Origin of the sequence: Candidatus Marimicrobium litorale (genome assembly GCF_026262645.1) — a bacterium.
GTDB classification, from domain to species: Bacteria; Pseudomonadota; Gammaproteobacteria; order Pseudomonadales; family Halieaceae; genus Marimicrobium; species Marimicrobium litorale.
Map to the genome: position 1 here is coordinate 2576265 of NZ_SHNO01000001.1, position 21074 is coordinate 2597338.

Consider the following 21074-nt stretch of genomic DNA (forward strand, 5'->3'; position numbering starts at 1 on the left):
AAACCCCGTGATAGTCTGGCCGCCATTCCCCGGAGGTACCATGCGGCCAACGCTGGCGTTCGCTTTTATTTTTGTCACAGTGCTGCTGGATTCTATTGGCTTCGGCATCATCATGCCCGTTGTACCCCATCTCATCATGGACATTACCGGCGATGGATTGGCCGATGCAGCGCGCATCGCAGGCCTGCTCATGTTCACCTTTGCGGCCATGCAGTTCATCGCGTCACCAATTCTGGGGAACCTGTCTGATCGCTACGGCCGGCGACCCATTTTGCTATTTTCACTGCTGGCGATGGGATGCAATTTCCTGCTAATGGGCTGGGCCCCAACACTGGTATGGCTGTTTTTCGGGCGGATAATTTCCGGGGTGTCAGCGTCAACCTATGGTACTGCCAACGCCTATATAGCGGATACGTTTCCCCCGGAAAAGCGCGCTCAGTATTTCGCGTTGTTGGGCGCAGGATTCGGTATGGGCTTTATTATTGGCCCCGCCATCGGTGGCGTTCTCGGTGAATATGGGCCTCGCACCCCCTTTTTTGCGGCAGCCGGTCTCACTTTTGTTAACGTGATTTACGGATTTTTTGTGCTGCCGGAATCACTCAAACCTGAAAACCGTCGCGCTTTTAATCTTGCACGCGCCAATCCACTTGCTGCGATCCGGCAGCTTTGGCGATACCCCGTCGTTGTCATGCTTCTGCTTGTCTCTTTTTTCTACAGCCTTGGCCACTTCGCGCTACCCAGTGTTTGGGCTTTCTTCACTATAGAAAAATTCCAATGGACACCTCGCGACATCGGTATTTCACTGAGCGCGGTGGGTGTTGCCATGATCTTTGTGCAGGCATACCTTATCCGCCTTGTGCTCCCTTTATGGGGCCCGATGAAGACCGCCGTCGTCGGACTGATCGCCACCGCCATCAGTTTTTTTGGTTATGCTTTTATCCCCTTTGCCTGGATGATGTACGTGGTGATCGCTATCGGGGCCTTACAGGGATTCGTAATGCCTTCAATACAAAGCATGATGTCCGAGCGCGTTCCTGCCAACGCCCAAGGTGAGCTTCAGGGTGCGATTGGCAGCTTGAACGGGCTGGTGACGATAATTAGCCCGCTGTTTATGGCTGAGTTGTTCGCCTACTTTAGCGGGCCTGAAGCGCCACTGTATTTTCCAGGCGCGCCATTTTTTGCGGCGGCAATTTTGACGCTACTTGCGCTGGTATTATTATTGAGAGTCAGGAGGAACATGGGGCGCGCATGAGCGGTGCGCACCGCTGATTATGATGAACTACAGCCAATAACTGAAAAAATTCACATCTTCGGTCCTAGCACATGCGCTACAAGTTGGACTCAACTTCACTGTATACGGCGAAGTCCAGACCAAGCGTGCCGTTTCTGTAATTTCCGGAAGTTGGTATTACCACGGTGTCACTATCGAAGCGCCCATCGAGCACGGAAACCTCATAGCGCAGGAGGGTTCGGGAAAAGACTTCTGCAGCCAAGACTCGATCAATTCTAATCAGCGTGCCAATGCTCAACGATTTAGAAAATACGATTTCTGGCCCCGCAATGATCTCAGACCTAAGCTCAATATAGTCTACTGGCCCCTCTGGGTTTAAGCTTTCGTTGATGCCATAGGCTATCACTGGCACGCTGACTTCCAGTCGCTTTCCTACAATACTGTTGTACGGAGCCATCTCGCTTTTATCCTCATAACGCACTTGGCATCCAGCTAAAGCCCCTATGATGATCGTTAAAAAAATAAGTCGACTATGCACGACAGAGACCGCGCTAATTACATTCATCATTTTTGCCGTGTAACGAAGCAGGATCTGGCAAAAACTCAGGCAGGCCGAGTGCGTTGTAAGCCTCTCTCCAAAGTGCTGCCGTATAGGCAGCTGGCATAGTGGGAATATTCGCCCAATGGTCGGTCCAATCTTTTTCATTTTTTAAGTAGTCAACCAATGCGTCATGGTAGGCTGCAAACGTATGTCCGGCTGGAACATAATCGTCTATATACCCTCCGTGAAAAGCGGGATTTCCCGAGTATCCTGGCGCCACAAGAGCGCTCCCTAGTCTACCGGCGTTATAGGGATGGTCCGGCGGACGATACCAATCGAGGCCATATGGATCTGCGTTACCTACTGGATTGCTGGCCGCGTAGGCATAGGTATTCAACCCGCCCCGCAGCCCAACGGGATCAGACTGAATATATCGTCCAAGACCGGGGTCATAATTCCTGAAGTAGTTGTAGTTTAAATCAGACTCCATGTCATAGTGCTGACCCGCGAACCGCCGGTAGTTGGTGACAGCTTCTACCTCCACGGCCATCCTGCCAAAGGGCGTCATCTGACCCTTCCACACGACAGCTCGATTACCGTCGGTAATCATCTGTGGGGTGCCCAGATGATCGTTATGCATATAGTACAGTTCCAACGCCGCCTTTGCAGGAACCGATAATAGTCCTGAAAAAATGAGCGCAAGGATACAACGCATGTTCACCATCCCTGTGAACCTCTGTTCAATATTCGTGTTGCCATGAGCGGCCGCAATGGCCGCCCAATGGATACAGTTTAGGCCTTTGCGCACAGTCGACAATGAGTAAACTCTGCCAAATGCGGTCGGTCGACGCCAGCGGCGCAGGATGGCTATAGAGATGCCAATTGGTCCTATGCCCTTTCGATGATTCGGTAATATACTGTCCGCCTCCCGCAGCACAGGAAGAACGAGATGACCGATAAAGCATTGTGTATTGGCGGTGCCAGCGGATTCTGGGGGGATGCAGCCCGGGCGACTTCCCAGTTGCTTAACGTTGAGAATCTGGACTACCTTGTTTATGACTACCTCGCTGAAATCACCATGTCCATTATGGCGAGGGGGCGCGCGAAGGACGATAGTCGCGGTTACGCGATAGATTTTGTCACAGCAGCAATGAAACCCAACCTTGCCGCGATTGCCCAACGAGGCATCAAAGTGGTCTCCAATGCAGGTGGCGTGAACCCCCAGGCGTGCGCCGCGGCGCTGTGCACCGAGATCGAAGAACAGGGGCTAAACCTCACGGTGGCCTGTATTACCGGTGACGACCTCCTCACGATGAAAGAACCGCTTGCGGCAAGCGGCGTTGCTGAAATGTTCAGCGGAGCTGCGTTCCCCGCCACTGACTCCGTACTGAGCATAAACGCCTACCTCGGCGCCTTTCCCATAGCCCGCGCGCTGCAAATGGGCGCTGATATTGTTATCACCGGTCGCTGTGTCGACAGTGCGGTCACGCTGGGCGCCTGCATCCACGCCTTCGACTGGGACCGCAGTGACTACGATCTCCTCGCCATGGGATCACTTGCCGGTCACATACTGGAATGCGGCACGCAGGCCACCGGCGGTAATTTCACTGACTGGGAACAGGTCTCCGACATGGCCACCATGGGTTATCCGATAGCAGAGGTGTCAGCAGATGGCAGCTTTGTAGTCACCAAACCTCCCCATACGGGTGGCCTCGTCAATGCAGGTACGGTTAGCGAGCAGATGTTGTACGAGATTGGCGATCCACAAGCCTACGTCCTGCCCGACGTGACGTGCGATTTTTCTACTGCCACAATTGAAGAAATAGGCAAGCACCGCGTCAGGGTAAGCGGAGCCATGGGCCGCACTGCACCAGACACATACAAGGTAAGTTGCACCTATGCAGATGCATTCCGCGGAGGTACCTATCTTTCCTATTACGGTCTGGAGGCCGACAAAAAAGCGCGAGTGCTGGGTGAAGCAATATTTCAAGCTGCCCGCAACCAGTTCGAGGCGGCGGGACTGCCCGATTTCATCGAAACCAGCGTCGAGGTGATGGGTGCGGAAAGCCAGTTCGGTGACTTCAGCACCATCGACAGTAGCCGCGAAGTCGTAATGAAGCTCGCAGCCAAACATTCCTTGCAGGCCGGGATAGGTATTATGTTAAAGGAAACCGTGGGACTGGCACTGGCAGCGCCGCCCGGTCTATCCGGTTTTGCCGGCAGCCGCCCAGCACCTTCCCCGGTCGTACGTTTGTTCTCCTTTGCCATCGCTAAAGCAGAGCTCAGGGTACAGATTGCGCTGGACGGCCACACTGAACATTCCGACGAAGCCCACGGTAAAGTACTGAACATCTCCGCCATATCGCGGCCTGAGTATCCCACTACCGGCGCGATTAAAGGCGCGGTAGAGGTGCCTCTTATCAAACTGGCCTGGGGGCGCAGTGGTGATAAAGGCGACAAGGCAAACATAGGAATCATTGCGCGCAGGCCAGAGTACCTTCCTTATATCTGCGCTTCTATCACTGAGTCGGTAGTGCAGAAGCGCTTCGCCCACTTCCTCGAAGATTCTGGCAATAAAAATGTCGAGCGCTTCCTGCTGCCGGGCTCAAGTGCGCTCAATTTTCTCCTGCACGATGTGCTGGGTGGCGGCGGCGTCGCCAGCATTCGCAACGATCCACAGGGCAAAGGTTATGCACAGTTACTGCTATCGTGTCCCGTCACAATTACGAGCTCTATCGCGGAGTCTCTTGCATGACAGTGTTCACAACAAAAATTAACGTTAGTTCCGAGAGTTTCACCAGAAACAGAGCCGATATGCTCGCGCTTATCGCGCGCCTCGAAACACTCAACGCCCGCGGTGCGATAATCTCCGAAAAGCGCCGCCCTCGATTCGAGGCAAGAGGCCAACTTACACCGCGTGAACGTCTCGCGCGCCTGCTAGACCCAGGCATGCCCTTTCTTTCGGTGGGCAACCTGGCAGGCTATCTGCTGGACACGGAGGATCCAGATAAGTCTATTGCTGGATCTACCATTATCGCCGGAATCGGCTTCGTTGGCGGCATGCGCTGCGTTGTCGTGGTAGATGACAGCGGCATCATGGCGGGCTCGCTGACCGAAGCCGGCGCGTATCGCATACGGCGCAGCGAAGAAATCGCAATACAACAAAAGCTCCCATTCATCCATCTGGTTGAAAGTGCCGGTGGCGACCTGCTCAACTATACGGTAGAAAATTTCTTGCTAGGGGGCGCCTTGTTTGGAAATCTCGCCAAGTTGAGCAGGGCGGGCATTCCCGTCATCTCAATCCTGCACGGTTCCTCTACCGCCGGTGGTGCCTACATGCCCGGGTTAAGTGACTACGTAATCGCCGTAAAGGATAACGGCCGCGCATTTCTTGCTGGCCCACCACTACTCAAGGCCGCAACGGGAGAGATCGCGACAGAAGAAGAACTGGGCGGAGCATCGATGCACGCCAGTGTCTCTGGCCTGGCAGAATACTTGACAGAGAACGACGGCGAGGCGGTTCAGATGTGCCGCGAACTGGTGAAGCGTCTAGACTGGAATCGCAATACTTCGAAACCGCCGCCACGTCACTATAGCGATCCGCTTTATGACAGCGACGAGATCGCCGGAGTGATCCCCTGTGATTACCGACAGCCCTACGATATGCGCGAACTACTGGCGCGCGTGGTAGACGGATCTGACATGATGGAGTTCAAATCACGGTATGGTGCGGCCACAATCTGCACGCATGCCAGCATCTTCGGCATGCCTTGTGGCATCCTGGGGAACAATGGCCCAATAGACCCTGCCGGAGCCACCAAGGCAACACAGTTCCTGCAGCTGTGCGATCAATCAGACTTGCCAGTGATTTTTTTGCAAAACACTACCGGCTATATCGTGGGCACTCAATCCGAACGGGCCGGCATGATCAAGCACGGCTCAAAAATGATTCAGGCCGTACAGAATATCGACGTGCCGCGTATCACACTGATGACAGGGGCGAGCTTCGGAGCTGGAAACTACGGCATGTGTGGCCGCAATTTCGATCCGGATTTTCTCTACACCTTTCCCAATGCTCAAACAGGCGTAATGGGTGGTGAACAGGCGGCGAAAACCATGTCAGAGGTTGCTCGCGCCAAGGCCGCGGCACAGGACCAGGCCACCGATGAAGAAACACTGAAGAAGCAGGAGGCATTTCTTGCCGATGTATTTGACAGTCAAGCGAGCGCCTTCTATACCTCCGGACACCTGCAGGATGACGGTATGATAGACCCCCGAGATACGCGCAACACTTTAGGCTTCCTGATGGAAACTGTCTGGGAATCACGTCACCGCACACCGAGGCCAAATAGCTTCGGCATCGCGCGGATGTAACAGTCACGGCCAGTAGGAAACGGAGAACACGCGATGCTGAAATTACCCAATACCCGAAACCTGCTGCTGGAACATGAGGGCAGCGTGCTCACGATTTGGCTCAACCGTCCCGAGGTAAAAAATGCGCTGGTAGACGACATGGTGGAAGAACTCCACGCGGTACTGGACGCAGCCCGGACGGACAGCGATATGCGCACGCTGGTTATTCGGGGAAAGGGCGGCGTATTTTGCGCCGGTGGCGATATAAAGGCGTTCAAATCAGGCCTGCAGGATGTGCCGCCCAGCGCCGATGATGTGGCAACAGCAAACCGGATGTTCGGCGACCTGATGATAAAACTGAATGAGCAGCCGCAGACGGTGATTATGCTGGTAGAAGGCGCCGCCATCGGCGGCGGCCTTGGCCTTTGCTGCGCCGGCGATGTCACCATAGTAACCCGGAATGCAAAATTTCGTCTCTCTGAAACCAGTCTCGGCATACCACCCGCACAGATCGCACCCTTTGTCACTGAACGTGTAGGGCTCACGACAGCGCGACGACTCATGCTCACCGGCGCTCGTTTCGAGGGTACAGATGCCGTCCAGTTCGGTATCGGACACGTGGTCGCAGAGGACACCGCAGACATGGAAAGAATCTGCGACGAAGTGCTCGCGCAGATAGCATTGTGTGCACCCGGCGCAAATGCTGTAACCAAAAAAATCATATTTGAATCTACCCGGCAGCCGAGGTCTCACGTGCTGGATTTCGCGGCTCGGGGTTTCGCCGACTGCATGCTCAGCGAGGAGGGCCGGGAAGGTGTCTCGGCCTTTATCGAAAAACGTAAACCGAGGTGGGCCGATGAGTAAATCTGTTAATCGCTTTACTAGCGTTCTGGTCGCCAACCGCGGAGAAATCGCATGCCGCGTAATTCGTTCGGCGCGGGATCAGGGGTATCGCACCATCGCCGTATACTCCGATGTAGATGCGAGCTCGCCCCATGTATCGATGGCGGACGACGCGATCCTGATCGGGGCCGGGCCGGCAAACGAATCCTACCTCTTGGTCGATAACATACTGATGGCAGCCAAAACCAGTGGGGCTGGGGCTATTCATCCGGGGTACGGATTTTTAAGCGAAAACGCAATGTTCGCTGCGGCCTGTGAATCGGCTGGACTGGTCTTTATCGGGCCGGATCCAGAAGCGATTCGCCTCATGGGTAATAAGGCAGAGGCCAAGCGCCGTATGATTGCAGCCGGGGTACCTTGTGTACCCGGTTACGAGGGAGAACAACAAGACAATGACCGATTGCTGGCAGAGGGATCGAAAATTGATCTGCCCTTAATGGTGAAAGCCTCAGCTGGGGGGGGCGGACGCGGCATGCGATTGGTCGAGCACAGGGACGAAATGGCTCGCGCCATCGAGCTGGCTCGCGCGGAAGCACTCTCCGCCTTTGGGGACGATGAACTCATTCTGGAAAAAGCAATTGTGCGTCCACGCCACGTGGAGGTGCAAGTATTTGGTGATAGCCAAGGTAATATCGTTCACCTCGGAGAGCGGGACTGCTCCGTGCAGCGCCGTCATCAGAAGGTAGTGGAAGAAGCTCCCTGTCCTGTCATGACTGACTCTCTGCGCGAAGCCATGGGCGACGCCGCCGTTGCTGCCGCCCGCAGTATCGCCTATCAGGGGGCAGGCACCGTGGAGTTTTTGCTCGATGAAAACGGCGCCTTTTATTTTCTAGAGATGAATACACGACTACAAGTTGAACACCCGGTCACCGAATTGATCACAGGACGCGATCTCGTCGCCCTGCAATTACAAGTTGCACAGGGCGAACCGCTGGGTTTTTCGCAATCGGACGTCGCACTCTCCGGACACGCCATCGAAGTACGACTTTATACTGAAGACCCGGCTCAGGAGTTCTTACCCACCGCAGGTCTGGTCGCACTGTGGTCGCCTCCCTCCGGCACAGGAATACGAGTTGACGATGGCATACGCAGCGGACAGGATATCTCTCCTTTTTACGATCCCATGGTGGCAAAAATTATAGCCACAGGACCCAATCGCGAGACTGCACGCCTTCGCCTTGTGGAGGCTCTTCGGAATACCGTATTGTTCGGGCCAACGCACAACCGGGACTTTCTGCTGACCTGCCTGGAAAAACCGCGCTTCGCCGCAGGACAGGCCACAACCGCTTTCATTGACGAGGAATTTACACAGGATGAGCTGATCGCTCGCCCACCCTCGCTGGCGGAGAGTGCGGCCGCTGCGGTACTGGAGGTCGAATTACAGTTCCGCGATTTGCATGACCGCAGCGTACTGGTAGCGCCGCAATTGCGCGACTGGTCCAGCGCCAGTCCGCTGGTTTACCGCAAACACTATCAGCACGGCGAACAACATCATGACTTGTCCATCTCTCCACTGGATCAACAATGCTACCGGGTGACCGGTGATGAGCAGGAAGTGTTCGTTACTCTGTTGTCTGTCGGAGAGACACACTCGGATGTACTCATCGATAATCGGCGCCATGCCCTACGTTATTATCGGGCAGACCAAACCTGCTTGTATGTCTCTATCGATGGACGCACGGCGGCTTACCGGGATTTAATCCAAGTGGAAGTGAGCGAGGATAGCGCCGGTGGCAGCGGCAACGTGGTCGCTCCCATGCATGGCATGCTGCAGGAACTGCGAGTCGATGTCGGTGACGCGGTTAGCGTTGGCCAGCCGCTCGCCATTCTGGAGGCCATGAAAATGCACTACGAGATTGTCGCAGACGTCGCAGGTAGGGTCAGAAAGGTTGCGATTGCCGCCGGTACGCAGGTGTCGATCGATGAACTACTGATAGAGATCGACGTCGAACCGTCGTAATAGCGCATCAGTGATTAGGCGCGCAGACAGGAAAACGGTAAGTTTTTAAAGTTGGAAATTTAACTCGACGGAGGTTCCAGCGGGGTCAGTCACGAAAATTTGCAGCTGGCTCACCTCCTCCGATGCCAACTCGGCGTAGGGAATAGCGTACTTCGTTAACCGCGCACGCACGCCCTGCAGGTCGGTACAACGCAGCGCCACATGATCGAAGTAACCGGCTTTTTCGCTGCAGCGACCTGGATCCTCGACGAGGTGCAGGATTGGCTCGTCTCCCGCATACAGCCAGTATCCTCCGATGCCGCCAAACTCGGGACGAAAGCCTTTTTCCAGTCCTAGCACCTTGCGATAAAACTCGACAACAACATCCAGCACCTCCCGGGGACCCGCGAGGCTGTAGTGATGAATGCGAACAGTATCTGTGGTCATTGTATTTTCTCAGGGGCAGGTTTTACCAAGAAAGTCAGCAACGAAGTAGAGGACGCCCTTAGCGTGAAGTCACTCATAGTCCTAAAAACCCTATGAAATGTCCGGAAGCTCCCTAAGTTACTGATTTTGCGCCTCACATTCGGAGTCGTTGTTTACACGGTCAAAATACTGCTTGAAGACAATGCGTTCGCTAGGATAACTTCTTATACGCGACAGGGCACGTTTCGCGATAATATCATCTCGTCCAGTCGTGGAGCTTTGTTATGCGTAAAGCCTTTCAAACAGTTATCGGCGCTTGTCTTCTGTCGCTGCTTGGCTGCGACAATACAGCCACCGATGCTATAGGCGGCCCCGTCGCGATGCGCCGCCTCACAGCGGAGCAATATACCAATGTCATCAAGGATACCTTTGGTCCGACTATCGACGTGGCAGGACGCTTTGAGCCAGACAGCCGCCGCAACGGCCTCAATGCACTGGGTGCCTCGCTTGTCTCAGTGACACCCAGTGGCTTTGAGCAATATGAGGCCATGGCGCGCAATATTGCCGGGCAGGTCACATCACCTGACAATCGCGGCAACATCCTGCCCTGCCAGCCGCAGTCCCTCGAAGCTGCCGACGACGCCTGCACCCGTCAGGTCATGGAGGTTTTAGGACGCGGCTTGTTGCGGCGCCCCTTGACCGACGCAGACCTCGACGGCCGCCTGCAGGCGGCGAACCGAGTAGCGAACACTCAACAGGATTTTTATGCGGGTCTGCGGCTGGCGCTAGCGAGCCTGATGGTCGCGCCAGAGTTCTTGTTTCGCGTAGAAATCGCCCAGCCCGCTCCGTTGACGGAACAACCCGCTCGACTGGCTCTGACCGAGCTGAGTCTGGCTTCACGGCTCAGCTACTTTCTCTGGAACCGGGGACCGGACGAAGAATTACTTTCGGCCGCAGAACGCGGCGAGTTGAGCGATCCCGCTGTACTGTCGGCGCAAGTTGATCGCATGCTCTCCTCGCCATACCTCTCTGGCGGCATGCGTGCTTATTTTGAGGACGTATTTACTTTTGACCTGTTCGACGACCTCGATAAGGACGTTACCCGCTACCCAATGTTCAGCAGAACAGTGGCGGCCGATGCCCGCGAGCAGACTCTGCGTTTCGTGACGGAACAACTAATAGATCAACGGGCGGACTACCGTACTCTTTTTACATCACGGTCGCTGCCCATGACTCGCTCGCTAGGCCCTATTTACGGCGTACCGGTTCGCAGCGTGGAGGGCTGGGAAGACGCTATCCTTCCTCTGAGCAGCTCCCGCGCCGGCTTGTTGTCACACGCCAGCTTTGCCATGTTGTACTCACATCCGGGGCGCAGTTCACCTACGCTGCGCGGAGTATTCATGCGCGAAGCCCTGTTGTGTCAAACTATTCCAGAAGCGCCCGCAGACGTCGATTTCACCCAGTTTGTGCAGGACGTGGCCACAGTACACAAGACAGCGCGGGATCGGCTGGGCGTTCATTCGACGCAGTCCAGTTGCAAAAAGTGTCATATATTGACCGATCCTATCGGCCTGGGCCTGGAAAATTTTGATGCCATTGGCAAATTCCGCGCACAGGAAAACAACGCGGCTATCGACAGCAGCGGTGATTTCGATGGCGTATCATTCACCGACGCCGCAGGGCTGGGTCAGGCCTTTGCCGACAGCGATCTAGTGGGTGCCTGTCTGGTACAAAACCTGTACCGGTATGCGGTGGGCCGCAAGCAAACTAATGCAGAACGCCCGCTACTGCGCTATCTCGAAAATCATTTCGTCGAGAACGGTCACCAGTTGCCGGCGCTTATGCGCAGTATTGCCACCAGCGAAGCATTTCGCACTGCTACCGGGCCAGCGTCATCCACTGCCCGCCTCCACAACAACTCATCGATACACAAAACCGCCGATCGCGACCGGGGTAGAGCCTCATGAAACGTAATGGAATTAGCAAAGGCATTGGCCGACGGACATTTCTACGCGGCACTCTGGGCGGCGCAGCGGTTTCCATCGGCCTGCCCTTTCTCGATGTCTTCCTCAATACCAATGGCGATGCAATGGCCGCAACAGGCGCCCCGCTTCCCAGGCGTTTTGGCACCTGGTTCTTCGGCTGCGGAATGAACCCATCGCGCTGGGACCCGTCGACGGAGGGCACGGATTGGACGCTTACGCCTGAATTGATGCCAATCGAACCCATGCGGGAGCACATGAATATCCTGAGCGGTTACAGTGTATTACTCAACGGTGAGGCCAACCAGGTGCATCGCACCGGTGTTTTCGGCTCATTGTGTGGCGGTGCGCCCAAGTCCACTGACAGTGTAGAGGGGCCTACACTGGACGTGCTGATCTCCGACGCAGTAGGCACCCGCACCCGCTTTCGCTCCCTGGAGATGGCGGCAACCGGAAACCCGCGGCACAGTAACAGTCTTCGCGACGCCAGTAATATTAACCCTGCAGAGACCAGTGCGCTTGGACTTTACACCCGTATCTTCGGCCCAGGTTTTGCAGACCCAAACGCGGCGGAGTTTACTCCCGATCCGAACGTTCTGCTGCGCAAAAGTGCGCTGTCTATCGTTACCGAAGACCGCAAAAGACTGGAGCGACAACTGGGTCATAACGATCGTGCTCGTCTCGATCAGTACTTCACTGCTCTGCGACAATTGGAACAGCAGCTTGTTTTACAACTGAAGAAGCCGCCGCCCCTCGAAGCGTGCAGCATACCCGGGGCCCCGGTAGACCTGCCGGCGGATACGGAGATAGACAATGTGATAGGCAATCATGCGCTGATGGCCCAGGTCCTCGCACTCGCGTTGGCCTGTGACCAGACTCGAGTATTTAATATGCAATTTTCCGATCGCGCATCAAGCTTGCGTATGCCAGGCACAACGGATACGCACCACACGCTGACTCATGAAGAGCCCCGTGACCCCCTCTTGGGTTATCAGCCCAAGGCAACCGTCTTCGTGCAGAAAAGTATGGAAGCCTGGACCCAGTTTGCCCAGATACTGCATGCCGTGCCCGAGGGCGACGGCACGTTGCTGGACAACTGCCTGGTAATGGCTCACTCAGAAACCTCTGAGGCCAATACGCACAGCGTGGTTGGTATGCCCTTCATGACAGCGGGGCGGGCGGGCGGGCGCATTCGCACAGGTGTACACGTCAGCGGCGCTGGAGAAACCTGCAGCAGGGTCGGACTGACTCTGCAACAGGCCATGGGCCTTAACGTAGGACAATGGGGAACGGACCAAAACCAGACTGACCGGGCCATCTCAGAAATTCTAGTTTGAAATCGAAATGGTTCGTTAACAGCAACGCCGTCAATGCAACAGGAGCCACGCCATGAAATCTATTCTGTTTTTTTGCGTCTTTCTCGTGATTACCGGATGCGGAGACAAGTCCGCCAGCGAGGTTGCGAGTGACGAGATAAAGGCTGCGGCCTTTGAACAGCAGGTCAGAGGGTTTGTGTTCAGCGACTGGGCCTATGATGTTCCCAAAGAAGATCCGGGCGAGTGTCCAGAAGGTATGAATATTACGGATGAGGATTTTTTCTCAGATGAGTATGCAGCGGTCCGCGATGAGGTTCAAAAGCGCTGGGACGCTGGCGACCGCGATGGCGCGCTGGAGCTATTGCCCGCCGATGCCTGCAAGGACCCCACCGTGTGGCCTGACCCCGGGCACATCCTGCTTAAGGGCAATGCCTCTGTCGCGGGACTGGATCTTGACGGCAAAACCTCTTCGGCCGACAGCGGCGGGCAGTGCGCCCATGATGACTTTATCGGAGCAGACGGCACAACGGGCGTCGATAACCAGCACTATCGCCTAATGGGTTGCGTCAAGGGCTACCGCCCTGACGGCCTCTTCGACCGCCTCTTCGATACCAAGAATTCTATACTGGAAAACGGGTACGCCACGCTACTGGAACTGAAGCTGGTAGAGGGTACGCCGGATAATGGGCGCGTTGAGGCGCGCCTGTTCACCAGCGCGGGGCCGGTCACTAAAGATGCGAATAGCAACGTTGTTCCGGATATGAGCCAGCTTGTCCATGAGGATGCGATGTATCACAGCGAGGTTTTCCAGGGCGAGATCCGCGATGGCATCTTCACGGCGGGGCCAGTCGACGCCAAGCTGCGCTTTAAGGTGCAGGCCATCGACAATCATTACTATTTTCGAGACCTGCAAATCAGAGCCAAAATGAACTCCGATGGCAGCATGAAAGGCGTGCTTGCCGGCTATTGGGACATCGAGAACACCTTTGACTTCCTGACTGAGGTCTATATCGGGCCCATACACCTCGGTCGCGCTGCGGCCAATAATATCGGCTACATGTGCTCCGGTGTCTACCATGCCCTGCCGCAGGTCGCCGATGGGCACCCGGACCCTGTAACAGGCAAGTGCACCTCTATGTCCACCGTCATCAATTTTGAGGCGGTTCCCGCGTTTGTCATCATGCCACCCCAGGTCGCACAGCATTGATCACGCAAAAGCCTACTCGTAGACAAGTCCTGCGGGGGCTTTCATTACTACCGCTTGTGACAACACCGATCTTTTTTGGCTGCGCGAGATCCGGGCCCGAGCACTGCTCTGATCCGGCGATGCTGAGCCGCGGAGAGGAGAAGATGCGCGAAACCCGAGGCTACATAGAACAATCTCGCAATCTCAATGAGCAATGCGGCAATTGTGCGTTTTTCCGCAGTGGAGAACATTCCAATTGCGGCGAGTGTGACATTCTTGGCGGCACCGTGAACCCTCAAGGTTACTGCGACTCCTGGGCCGGTAAATGAGTAGAGTCGTATCCGCACTATGGAAATGATTGAACTTCTGGAACTCCCGGCGTACCGGCACATGCTGCTCAATCATATTCCGGTCATCGGTCTTTTCATGGCGCTTGTGGTATTGCTCGCGGGTCTTGTCGTTAGACAAAATGCACTCCTGTTTACCGGGCTGACGCTGGTTGCACTGACCTCCGGCTGCAGTTATCTGGTCATTCTCTATGGCGATGCAGCCTACCCGGCCATTTACGACCAACTGGATGGACATGGTCGCGATTGGCTTGATTATCACGGCGAGCTGGCGGAAGCCTGGGCGCCGCTGCTATACGCCAACGCGGTCCTGGCGGTTCTTGCCATTATTCTCTGTGCAGTTAGACCGAGGACTTTGCGCTTAGCATCACTACTGGTGGTGCTGGTGACCGTGGCCTCTCTCGTAGGCACCAGCCTCATCGCCCGCTCAGGCGGCAAAATACAACACCCGGAATTTCGTCTGACCGATCCACCGAACCCAATCAAAACGACACGCTGAGCTTCGGTAAAGGACGACTTACAGGACCTCGATTTCTCGTTGACCCTTTTATTTTCAGTCAGGATAGATCGGATGATCCACGCAATGCTCATTGAGGTATTCGACTATGACTGATATCGAAACGCTGCTGGCCATTGAGGCCATCAAGCAGCTCAAGGCGCGTTATTTTCGCGCACTCGACACCAACGACTGGGGCTTGTTTTCCTCCACTCTGACAAAAAACTGTATCGGTGCCTACAGCGACGGTGACCTGGCATTCAAGAACCGCGAAGAAATCGTTTCGTTTATGCGCAACAATTTATCCGGCAAAAACATGCTGACCCTGCATCAGGGCCACACCCCCGAAATCACGCTGTTAGACGAGAACAACGCCAGCGGCATCTGGTATCTCGAGGATACCGTGCTGGCTTTGGAGGCCAATATGCGTATTTACGGGGCAGCGATATACACCGACGACTACTGCAAAGAGGACAATGAGTGGCGGATTAACACCACCCGCTACAAGCGGACCTTTGAATGCGCAGAGCCGCTACCGCAGGGGCATACCGTTAGAAAGCATGGCTTTGCCTGATAATCAGTCGCAATTTCGCTGCGCGGTAGGTAACGGTCTACAGCGGCGTGAATCCACAATGAAAGCCATGAGGCACATGGTTGCGCAGAGGTACAGAGGCGATCTCGTCCGCCATGTTACTGGCGTCGAGGATCATCAGTTCGGACAGTTCTGAGCCCGCATCATAGACCACAAATAACAGATAACCGTCTCCCTCAACTGCTTCGGCATTGCGTGGTACAAAAATCGGCTCCGAGGTATAGCGGCCGGGGCCACAGTCGTAAACACTTGCCTCCCCTGCCTGACAATCCACTCGCTGCACCGCATTGTAGAACCCGGGGGTTTCGTTTTCGCAAATACCTGCGGTATAAGTATAGCGAGTCGGACTACCCGTAAGGCGCCAGTCCCACTGGGGGAACTCACTGGGGATGCCGCTGGGCAGCACCTCGCGGTTGATCTGCCCGGTCTTTATATTCATACGAAAGCGTGTCAACTGCCCCGTCGCAGGGCGCGGCTGGCTGAATAGGTTGCGTGAGAAACGCGTACCGATCTCTCCATCCTGCGCCGACATCGCCACAACATCAATTACGAGCTCATCGCCTTCCTCCCAACAATTAGAGCTGTGGGCAAACATGAACGGATCGACCTCAAGGGTCCGCACAAGGCTGAAGTCGCTCAGCGACACCACGTAGACCTTCATACCGTGCTCCGGCTGAAACTCCATATTGTTGTCGATAGTGTCTCTTGCGAACAATACCTTCAGCGGATTAGTGAAATTGACCGGCATCACCATAAAAACAAGGTAGTTCTCGGTCATGGCGTTGTCATGACAAAACGCCATCTGATCAATAGGCAAAGCCGACCGCGCCACCATCGAGCCCTGGGGCGAGATTTTATAAAGATTAATCTTGGGGCGTGCACCCATACCCATACCAAAGTTAAAATAATCACCCGTACGCGGGTGGAGCTTGCCATGAGCACTGAAGGTGTCCATTTTTTTCAGAGCCCCGTCGAAGGTCTCCGGCCCCAGCGTTGCCAAAGTGTCGAGGTCCATCCGCCAAGGTAAACCGCCCTCAAACAGGGTCAGCAGTTTGCCACCATGATGAATAATGCTGGTGTTGGCGGCATTGGCGGGCATGTGCAGATTTTTCAGAAATCCCCCCGGAGCGTTATGACCATAGCTGCGAAACTTGACAGCTTGCGCACGGGTCTCCTCAACATACTTGGGCGTTTTAACAAAGCTGGAACGATACTTTACCCCGCCATTCTCGATGCGAAAGGTATGTACGCAGCCATCGCCATCAAACCAGTGACCGAATGGTTTGCCCGCCAGCTCGTTCCGAGCCGGGCCGTTGCGTAAAAATATGCCGCACAAGTCATCCGGAATTTTCCCACGAATTTCATCGGCAGTAATTTCATAAGCCAGGTTATCTTCCGCCGTTCTAAAGCCAGACACATGGGCCAGTTGAGGATCACTCCAGGGACTCACTGCCTGCTCGTTCACATTATTTATTGTCACGCTGCCTACTCCGTGAGGTGGTTAACTACCACTTTTTTTATGTCTACCGACTATCGGGTTGCTCATACCAGTATATACGGGGTAATGCCGCCTGCCCATCCGGGCTAAAGCCCTAATAAGATGACAGCGCAGGGTCACCGCATTTAATATCGGGGCACACGATGTAAGGAGTTTTGTCGATGGCGCACCCCATCAATGTCTTGTTTGTATGCGTTGAAAATTCTAACCGCAGCCAGATGGCAGAGGCTTTCGCCCGCTTACACGGCGGCGAAGGCGTCACCGCCTTCAGCGCGGGCTCGAGGCCCTCGGGCATCGTTAACCCCAAAGCCATTGCTGCCCTGCGGGGCTTCGACTATGACCTTTCCAAACACCATTCAAAATCACTGGATGCCCTACCCTCTATCGAGTTCGATGCCGTCATTACGATGGGATGTGGCGACGCCTGCCCGCATATTCGGTCGCATTTCCATGATGACTGGCCGCTCCTTGATCCAAGCGACATGTCACCAGCGGCTTACAATGAAATCTGCCACGCTATTAATAGCAAGGTAAAGACATTGCTCAGCGACCTAGGCCTCGTCATAGACGCAGAACTGCAAAAAAGAGAGCGAACGTAAAGTGTCACGGCACGCTGTGGCCCACCACTGGCAATGTCCTCGGGGGAGGCCACAACAGTTTCGGCTGCGCAATCACCGAGAACTCGAGGCCAGAGTTTTACGCCACCCCGCGGCGGAAATGAAAACGTTGGACTAGGCTGCGCGCAGTGCGCGCCCTAACGGTTTGCTCCCCAGCGCACTGGTAAATGTCCCACCACGCCAAACGGGTTCGCCTTTTATCCAAACGGTATCAACAACACCATCGGATCGATTCAGCATCTGTTTATGCATAAACAACTCCCGGTGTTCAAAAATACGGTTGTCGTTACTGTCCCACGTTTTCAACACCGCCGGGTCCAGCATCGTAATATCTGCCTGCGCGCCAATTTCAAGCGTGCCTACATCCAGGCCGAAAAATGCAGCGGGCTCACGTGTCAAACGCTTCACCATGGTTGCCACGGTGTCCATTGACTGCGCCTGCGCGAGCTTCAGTGACATCAGGTTAGCGTCGAAGAATGCCATGTTGGTGATATGCGCGCCGGAATCATTAAAACCCGGCATGGCATGCTTGTACAAAAGCAAATCCAGCGTGGCGTGATTCCCCGCGTTACCGACGTCGACCCAAAACCGGAAGCTCTTGTCGTACTCGCGCATCATGTGCAGCATGAACTCAGCATCATCGCCGACCGGGCGAGGAAATTTCTCGAAGGCATCGCGTTCTGCATCGCTGCGAGCCTCATCCGCGGCCCCGCGCTGGAATCGCTCCAACCGATCAAAAACCACTTGCATGCTCTCACCGTCCCATTCACTGACAGGTGCGCCATCGAAAATCATCAGGTGCAGATCACGCACCACGAGATTATCCGGTAGCCCTAACTTTGTCTTTAAGTGCGCAAAATTTCGACCACGCCGACCGTAGTGCCAGTCTTCTCGAAAGCGGCGAATGAACTCGGGGTCGTTCAGCAGTGCTTTACGACCCTCCACGTCATCATACTCCTTTGAGATCAGCTCACAGGTAGAGTCCAGTTCCTCATACAGAGGGGAAACGATTCCGTCCGACCATACACGAAAGTTCGTACCCAGCGCCTGGAAGTGAATGTTTCCCTTGAATAGGCGACTATTCATCAAAGCGGCAAAACCGAGCAAGCCCTTGTGTGCGTCCGGTGTCAGCACAAATTCGATAGCGGACAGGGCGGAGGTCTTCAAGGTCTTGCCGAAAAGGCGACCACTGGTCAACAGGAAAAAGAGAAGTGCTTTACTGCGTTTTTCAATAATCGGTGTGGTCTGCCAAACCCGATCGTATTTGCGTAAAACCTTCATAAGGCGCTTCATTTCCCCAAATTTGGCGAACTGGGTGGGGATGCGCTTGTCGGTGTTTGGCTCATTCGCGAGGTAGTGGAAAGGCAGTCCATCCGTGCTCATTCCCACGTACCCCTGATTCATACCCTCTTCCAACAGCGCCTCCATCTGGGCCAATTCGCTATCGGTGGGATCGCGACTGATGCTGTCCTTGAGGCCCATCACCTCTATGCGCAGCATGGAGTGCGGTATAAAGGCGCCGACATTGGGTCCCAGAGGAACATCGTCAAAATGGTCAAGATAATCACCTGTGTTATCCCACTTAACCGTTTCCACACATTTTCGCAGCACCGACTTGGGTATATTTTCGACACGGGTAAAGCAATCCACTATAGGGTTCTGGTCGCCTGATTGCTGACGACCGAAACAGGTGCCCAGGCTGCAATTGCCCACCAGCACACTGGTGGTGCCGTGGCGCACCACCTCCGGCAGGCCGGGCTCCAGGTCAACCTCAAGATCCAGATGCGTGTGAATATCGAGCAGGCCGGGCATCACCCAGCGACCCTCACCATCGACAACATCAGTCGCCTCACTAGCGGGCAAACCAGTCCCCCGGGCGGCAATACGCCCGTTCTTGATGGCAATATCCTGGTGCGTTGGCGCTGTGCCACTCCCATCTATAACCAATGCATTTCTAATCAGGGTATCCCAGGTGGACTCGGACATACCGTTTACCTCTCTGTGGCGTTTCATGCGCCTGTCCCGTGACCACAGTTTCCACAGGACGCGCCATGTTCTATGCTGCACCCCCGGGAGCTCCGGGAGCGGACCCGCTACTATAGCCAATACCGGGATATCAGGCGAATGGGACAAATTGTTTTCGACAATCACTACGTGCGGCTGCCAGAGCGCTTTTATTCGCCCCAGGACCCTGTTCCTGTGCGGGAGCCAGGGTCCATACGCCTCAACCTTCCACTGGCAGAAGACCTCGGCATCGATACTCAGTGGCTCGCGTCGGAGGCCGGAACCGCCATGCTCGCTGGTAATTATCTGCCGGAGGGAGCCGAACCCATTGCCACCGCCTATGCCGGTCATCAGTTCGGTGGGTTCAACCCGCAACTGGGCGACGGGCGCGCGGTACTGCTGGGTGAGATTCGGGCCCGCAACGGCAGGCGTTTTGACCTGCAGCTAAAAGGTTCGGGACCCACTCCTTACTCAAGGGGCGGTGACGGTCGTTCACCCCTCGGACCCGTGCTGCGTGAGTATATCCTGTGTGAAGCCATGCATCGACTGGACGTGCCCACGACCCGCGCACTGGCTGCGGTTACCAGCGGCGAACGCGTCATGCGGGAAAGCGTTTTGCCCGGAGCGGTATTAGCACGGGTTGCCAGCAGTCATATCCGTATAGGGACCTTCCAGTACTTCGCAGCGCGCAAGGACACAGAGGCACTGCATCTACTTACCGATCACGTCATTGCGCGTCACTATCCGGAACTGGAGGACAGTGAAAATCGCATCGCCGCTCTGCTCGGCGCAGTCGTCGCCCGGCAGGCGCAACTGATCGCCAAGTGGCAGATGCTTGGCTTTATCCACGGGGTAATGAATACAGATAACGTGCTCATCAGCGGCGAGACCATCGACTACGGTCCCTGCGCGTTCATGGATGAATTCAACCCGGAACAAGTCTACAGCTCCATTGATCACGGTGGCCGCTATGCTTACCGCAACCAGCCGGGTATCGCACACTGGAACCTTTCCTGCCTTGCCAATAGCCTGATTCCAATCCTCCACAACGACCAGGAGCACGCCATCGCCCTGGCCCAGTCGGCTCTGGATCGTTTCCCCGATTTATTCCTGGAGGCCAACTCTCTGGGCGCGGCGCGCAAGCTGGGGCTGCAAGCTATCGAGGCGGGCGATGTGCCGCTGGTGGACGACCTCTGGCGCCTCATGGCAGAGCAACGGCTTGACTTCACACTGACATTTCGACGCCTCGCAGACTTAGCCGATGAGACCAACCGTACAGGCACAGTTGCAGAACTCTTAGAGTTCCCGGATGCCCTGCAGCCGTGGCTTGATCGGTGGCGGGAACGAGCTGCACGGGAACCGACCAGTGCCGCCGACAGGCAGGCCGTAATGTACGCCGCTAACCCGGTATTTATTCCTCGCAATCATCTGGTGGAAGCCGCCATTGCCGCAGCCACTGATAACAATGACTTCGCGATTTTTCACCAACTGGCGGAGCTGCTTGAGAATCCAACGTCCTACGCCCCGGAACTACGACATTTCGCCAGTCCGCCCCGGCCAGAAGAAATTGTCCAACAAACCTTCTGCGGAACATAAAGCCACACACGATGAAGGCATGTCTCACAGCCCGGACCGGACATGCA

The 21074-nt window shown here is 55.4% G+C and carries 18 protein-coding genes; 13 read left to right on the top strand and 5 right to left on the bottom strand.

What is annotated here, in order from left to right; all coding sequences use genetic code 11:
* The first annotated feature begins 40 nt into the window (after window positions 1–40).
* Complete coding sequence (locus tag EYC82_RS11560) at window positions 41–1252, top strand: TCR/Tet family MFS transporter (RefSeq protein WP_279249687.1); 1212 nt, start codon at window positions 41–43, stop codon at window positions 1250–1252.
* A 76-nt stretch (window positions 1253–1328) separates the two neighbouring features.
* On the opposite strand, the gene EYC82_RS11565 is transcribed toward EYC82_RS11560, so the two are convergent.
* Both EYC82_RS11565 and EYC82_RS11570 read right to left on the bottom strand, forming a co-directional pair.
* A complete protein-coding gene (locus EYC82_RS11565) occupies window positions 1329–1688 on the bottom strand; it encodes a hypothetical protein (protein WP_279249688.1) in 360 nt (119 codons plus the stop codon).
* Window positions 1689–1782: 94 nt separating this feature from the next.
* Entirely contained in the window at window positions 1783–2412 is a 630-nt protein-coding gene (locus tag EYC82_RS11570; RefSeq protein ID WP_279249689.1) for an RHS repeat-associated core domain-containing protein, read from the bottom strand.
* A gap of 309 nt (window positions 2413–2721) precedes the next feature.
* Between EYC82_RS11570 and EYC82_RS11575 the strand changes: the two genes are divergently transcribed.
* From EYC82_RS11575 to EYC82_RS11590, 4 genes are read left to right on the top strand one after another with little or no spacing between them, the layout of a single operon-like run.
* Window positions 2722–4527 carry an acyclic terpene utilization AtuA family protein gene (locus EYC82_RS11575; protein WP_279249690.1) on the top strand — a complete coding sequence of 602 codons (1806 nt, stop codon included), beginning with the start codon at window positions 2722–2724 and terminating at the stop codon, window positions 4525–4527.
* Window positions 4524–6146 carry an acyl-CoA carboxylase subunit beta gene (locus EYC82_RS11580; RefSeq protein ID WP_279249691.1) on the top strand — a complete coding sequence of 541 codons (1623 nt, stop codon included), beginning with the start codon at window positions 4524–4526 and terminating at the stop codon, window positions 6144–6146. The genes EYC82_RS11575 and EYC82_RS11580 overlap by 4 nt, the downstream gene beginning before the upstream one ends.
* Window positions 6147–6179: 33 nt before the next feature.
* Window positions 6180–6989, top strand: coding sequence for an enoyl-CoA hydratase/isomerase family protein (locus EYC82_RS11585; RefSeq protein ID WP_279249692.1), 810 nt, complete (start codon window positions 6180–6182; stop codon window positions 6987–6989).
* Window positions 6982–8988, top strand: coding sequence for an acetyl/propionyl/methylcrotonyl-CoA carboxylase subunit alpha (locus EYC82_RS11590; RefSeq protein WP_279249693.1), 2007 nt, complete (start codon window positions 6982–6984; stop codon window positions 8986–8988). Before EYC82_RS11585 ends, EYC82_RS11590 begins: the two co-directional genes overlap by 8 nt.
* A gap of 45 nt (window positions 8989–9033) precedes the next feature.
* Here the strand turns inward: EYC82_RS11590 and EYC82_RS11595 are convergent, their stop codons facing one another.
* On the bottom strand, window positions 9034–9414 hold the full coding sequence (locus tag EYC82_RS11595; protein WP_279249694.1) for a VOC family protein: 381 nt from the start codon (window positions 9412–9414) through the stop codon (window positions 9034–9036).
* A 263-nt stretch (window positions 9415–9677) separates the two neighbouring features.
* Between EYC82_RS11595 and EYC82_RS11600 the strand changes: the two genes are divergently transcribed.
* From EYC82_RS11600 to EYC82_RS11625, 6 genes are all read left to right on the top strand, one after another.
* Window positions 9678–11360, top strand: a complete 1683-nt coding sequence (locus EYC82_RS11600; protein WP_279249695.1) for a DUF1592 domain-containing protein — start codon at window positions 9678–9680, stop codon at window positions 11358–11360.
* Window positions 11357–12712: a DUF1552 domain-containing protein gene (locus EYC82_RS11605; RefSeq protein ID WP_279249696.1), complete on the top strand. Its 1356-nt coding sequence runs from the start codon at window positions 11357–11359 to the stop codon at window positions 12710–12712. The genes EYC82_RS11600 and EYC82_RS11605 overlap by 4 nt, the downstream gene beginning before the upstream one ends.
* Window positions 12713–12764: 52 nt before the next feature.
* On the top strand, window positions 12765–13898 hold the full coding sequence (locus EYC82_RS11610) for a hypothetical protein (RefSeq protein ID WP_279249697.1): 1134 nt from the start codon (window positions 12765–12767) through the stop codon (window positions 13896–13898).
* Window positions 13899–14041: 143 nt separating this feature from the next.
* Window positions 14042–14206, top strand: coding sequence for a high-potential iron-sulfur protein (locus EYC82_RS11615; RefSeq protein WP_279249698.1), 165 nt, complete (start codon window positions 14042–14044; stop codon window positions 14204–14206).
* 19 nt (window positions 14207–14225) lie between these two features.
* The gene (locus EYC82_RS11620) at window positions 14226–14723 is read left to right on the top strand and encodes a hypothetical protein (RefSeq protein WP_279249699.1); all 498 of its coding nucleotides are present in this window, start codon (window positions 14226–14228) and stop codon (window positions 14721–14723) included.
* Window positions 14724–14829: 106 nt separating this feature from the next.
* On the top strand, window positions 14830–15294 hold the full coding sequence (locus EYC82_RS11625) for a nuclear transport factor 2 family protein (protein WP_279249700.1): 465 nt from the start codon (window positions 14830–14832) through the stop codon (window positions 15292–15294).
* Window positions 15295–15331: 37 nt separating this feature from the next.
* Here the strand turns inward: EYC82_RS11625 and EYC82_RS11630 are convergent, their stop codons facing one another.
* Window positions 15332–16792: a carotenoid oxygenase family protein gene (locus EYC82_RS11630; protein WP_279249701.1), complete on the bottom strand. Its 1461-nt coding sequence runs from the start codon at window positions 16790–16792 to the stop codon at window positions 15332–15334.
* A gap of 179 nt (window positions 16793–16971) precedes the next feature.
* On the opposite strand from EYC82_RS11630, the gene EYC82_RS11635 reads away from it, so the two are divergent.
* Entirely contained in the window at window positions 16972–17409 is a 438-nt protein-coding gene (locus EYC82_RS11635) for an arsenate reductase ArsC (RefSeq protein WP_279249702.1), read from the top strand.
* A 132-nt stretch (window positions 17410–17541) separates the two neighbouring features.
* On the opposite strand, the gene EYC82_RS11640 is transcribed toward EYC82_RS11635, so the two are convergent.
* Window positions 17542–19440: an N-acyl-D-amino-acid deacylase family protein gene (locus EYC82_RS11640; protein ID WP_279249703.1), complete on the bottom strand. Its 1899-nt coding sequence runs from the start codon at window positions 19438–19440 to the stop codon at window positions 17542–17544.
* Window positions 19441–19551: 111 nt separating this feature from the next.
* On the opposite strand from EYC82_RS11640, the gene EYC82_RS11645 reads away from it, so the two are divergent.
* Complete coding sequence (locus EYC82_RS11645) at window positions 19552–21027, top strand: protein adenylyltransferase SelO (RefSeq protein ID WP_279249704.1); 1476 nt, start codon at window positions 19552–19554, stop codon at window positions 21025–21027.
* The last annotated feature ends 47 nt before the right edge of the window (window positions 21028–21074 follow it).

Excerpts from the sequence above, each read along its gene's own strand:
- EYC82_RS11560 (WP_279249687.1), top strand. The coding sequence starts at position 41 with ATGCGGCCAACGCTGGCGTTCGCTTTTATTTTTGTCACAGTGCTGCTG.
- EYC82_RS11565 (WP_279249688.1), bottom strand. The coding sequence starts at position 1,688 with ATGGCTCCGTACAACAGTATTGTAGGAAAGCGACTGGAAGTCAGCGTG.
- EYC82_RS11570 (WP_279249689.1), bottom strand. The coding sequence starts at position 2,412 with ATGCATAACGATCATCTGGGCACCCCACAGATGATTACCGACGGTAAT.
- EYC82_RS11575 (WP_279249690.1), top strand. The coding sequence starts at position 2,722 with ATGACCGATAAAGCATTGTGTATTGGCGGTGCCAGCGGATTCTGGGGG.
- EYC82_RS11580 (WP_279249691.1), top strand. The coding sequence starts at position 4,524 with ATGACAGTGTTCACAACAAAAATTAACGTTAGTTCCGAGAGTTTCACC.
- EYC82_RS11585 (WP_279249692.1), top strand. The coding sequence starts at position 6,180 with ATGCTGAAATTACCCAATACCCGAAACCTGCTGCTGGAACATGAGGGC.
- EYC82_RS11590 (WP_279249693.1), top strand. The coding sequence starts at position 6,982 with ATGAGTAAATCTGTTAATCGCTTTACTAGCGTTCTGGTCGCCAACCGC.
- EYC82_RS11595 (WP_279249694.1), bottom strand. The coding sequence starts at position 9,414 with ATGACCACAGATACTGTTCGCATTCATCACTACAGCCTCGCGGGTCCC.
- EYC82_RS11600 (WP_279249695.1), top strand. The coding sequence starts at position 9,678 with ATGCGTAAAGCCTTTCAAACAGTTATCGGCGCTTGTCTTCTGTCGCTG.
- EYC82_RS11605 (WP_279249696.1), top strand. The coding sequence starts at position 11,357 with ATGAAACGTAATGGAATTAGCAAAGGCATTGGCCGACGGACATTTCTA.
- EYC82_RS11610 (WP_279249697.1), top strand. The coding sequence starts at position 12,765 with ATGAAATCTATTCTGTTTTTTTGCGTCTTTCTCGTGATTACCGGATGC.
- EYC82_RS11615 (WP_279249698.1), top strand. The coding sequence starts at position 14,042 with ATGCGCGAAACCCGAGGCTACATAGAACAATCTCGCAATCTCAATGAG.
- EYC82_RS11620 (WP_279249699.1), top strand. The coding sequence starts at position 14,226 with ATGGAAATGATTGAACTTCTGGAACTCCCGGCGTACCGGCACATGCTG.
- EYC82_RS11625 (WP_279249700.1), top strand. The coding sequence starts at position 14,830 with ATGACTGATATCGAAACGCTGCTGGCCATTGAGGCCATCAAGCAGCTC.
- EYC82_RS11635 (WP_279249702.1), top strand. The coding sequence starts at position 16,972 with ATGGCGCACCCCATCAATGTCTTGTTTGTATGCGTTGAAAATTCTAAC.
- EYC82_RS11640 (WP_279249703.1), bottom strand. The coding sequence starts at position 19,440 with ATGAAACGCCACAGAGAGGTAAACGGTATGTCCGAGTCCACCTGGGAT.
- EYC82_RS11645 (WP_279249704.1), top strand. The coding sequence starts at position 19,552 with ATGGGACAAATTGTTTTCGACAATCACTACGTGCGGCTGCCAGAGCGC.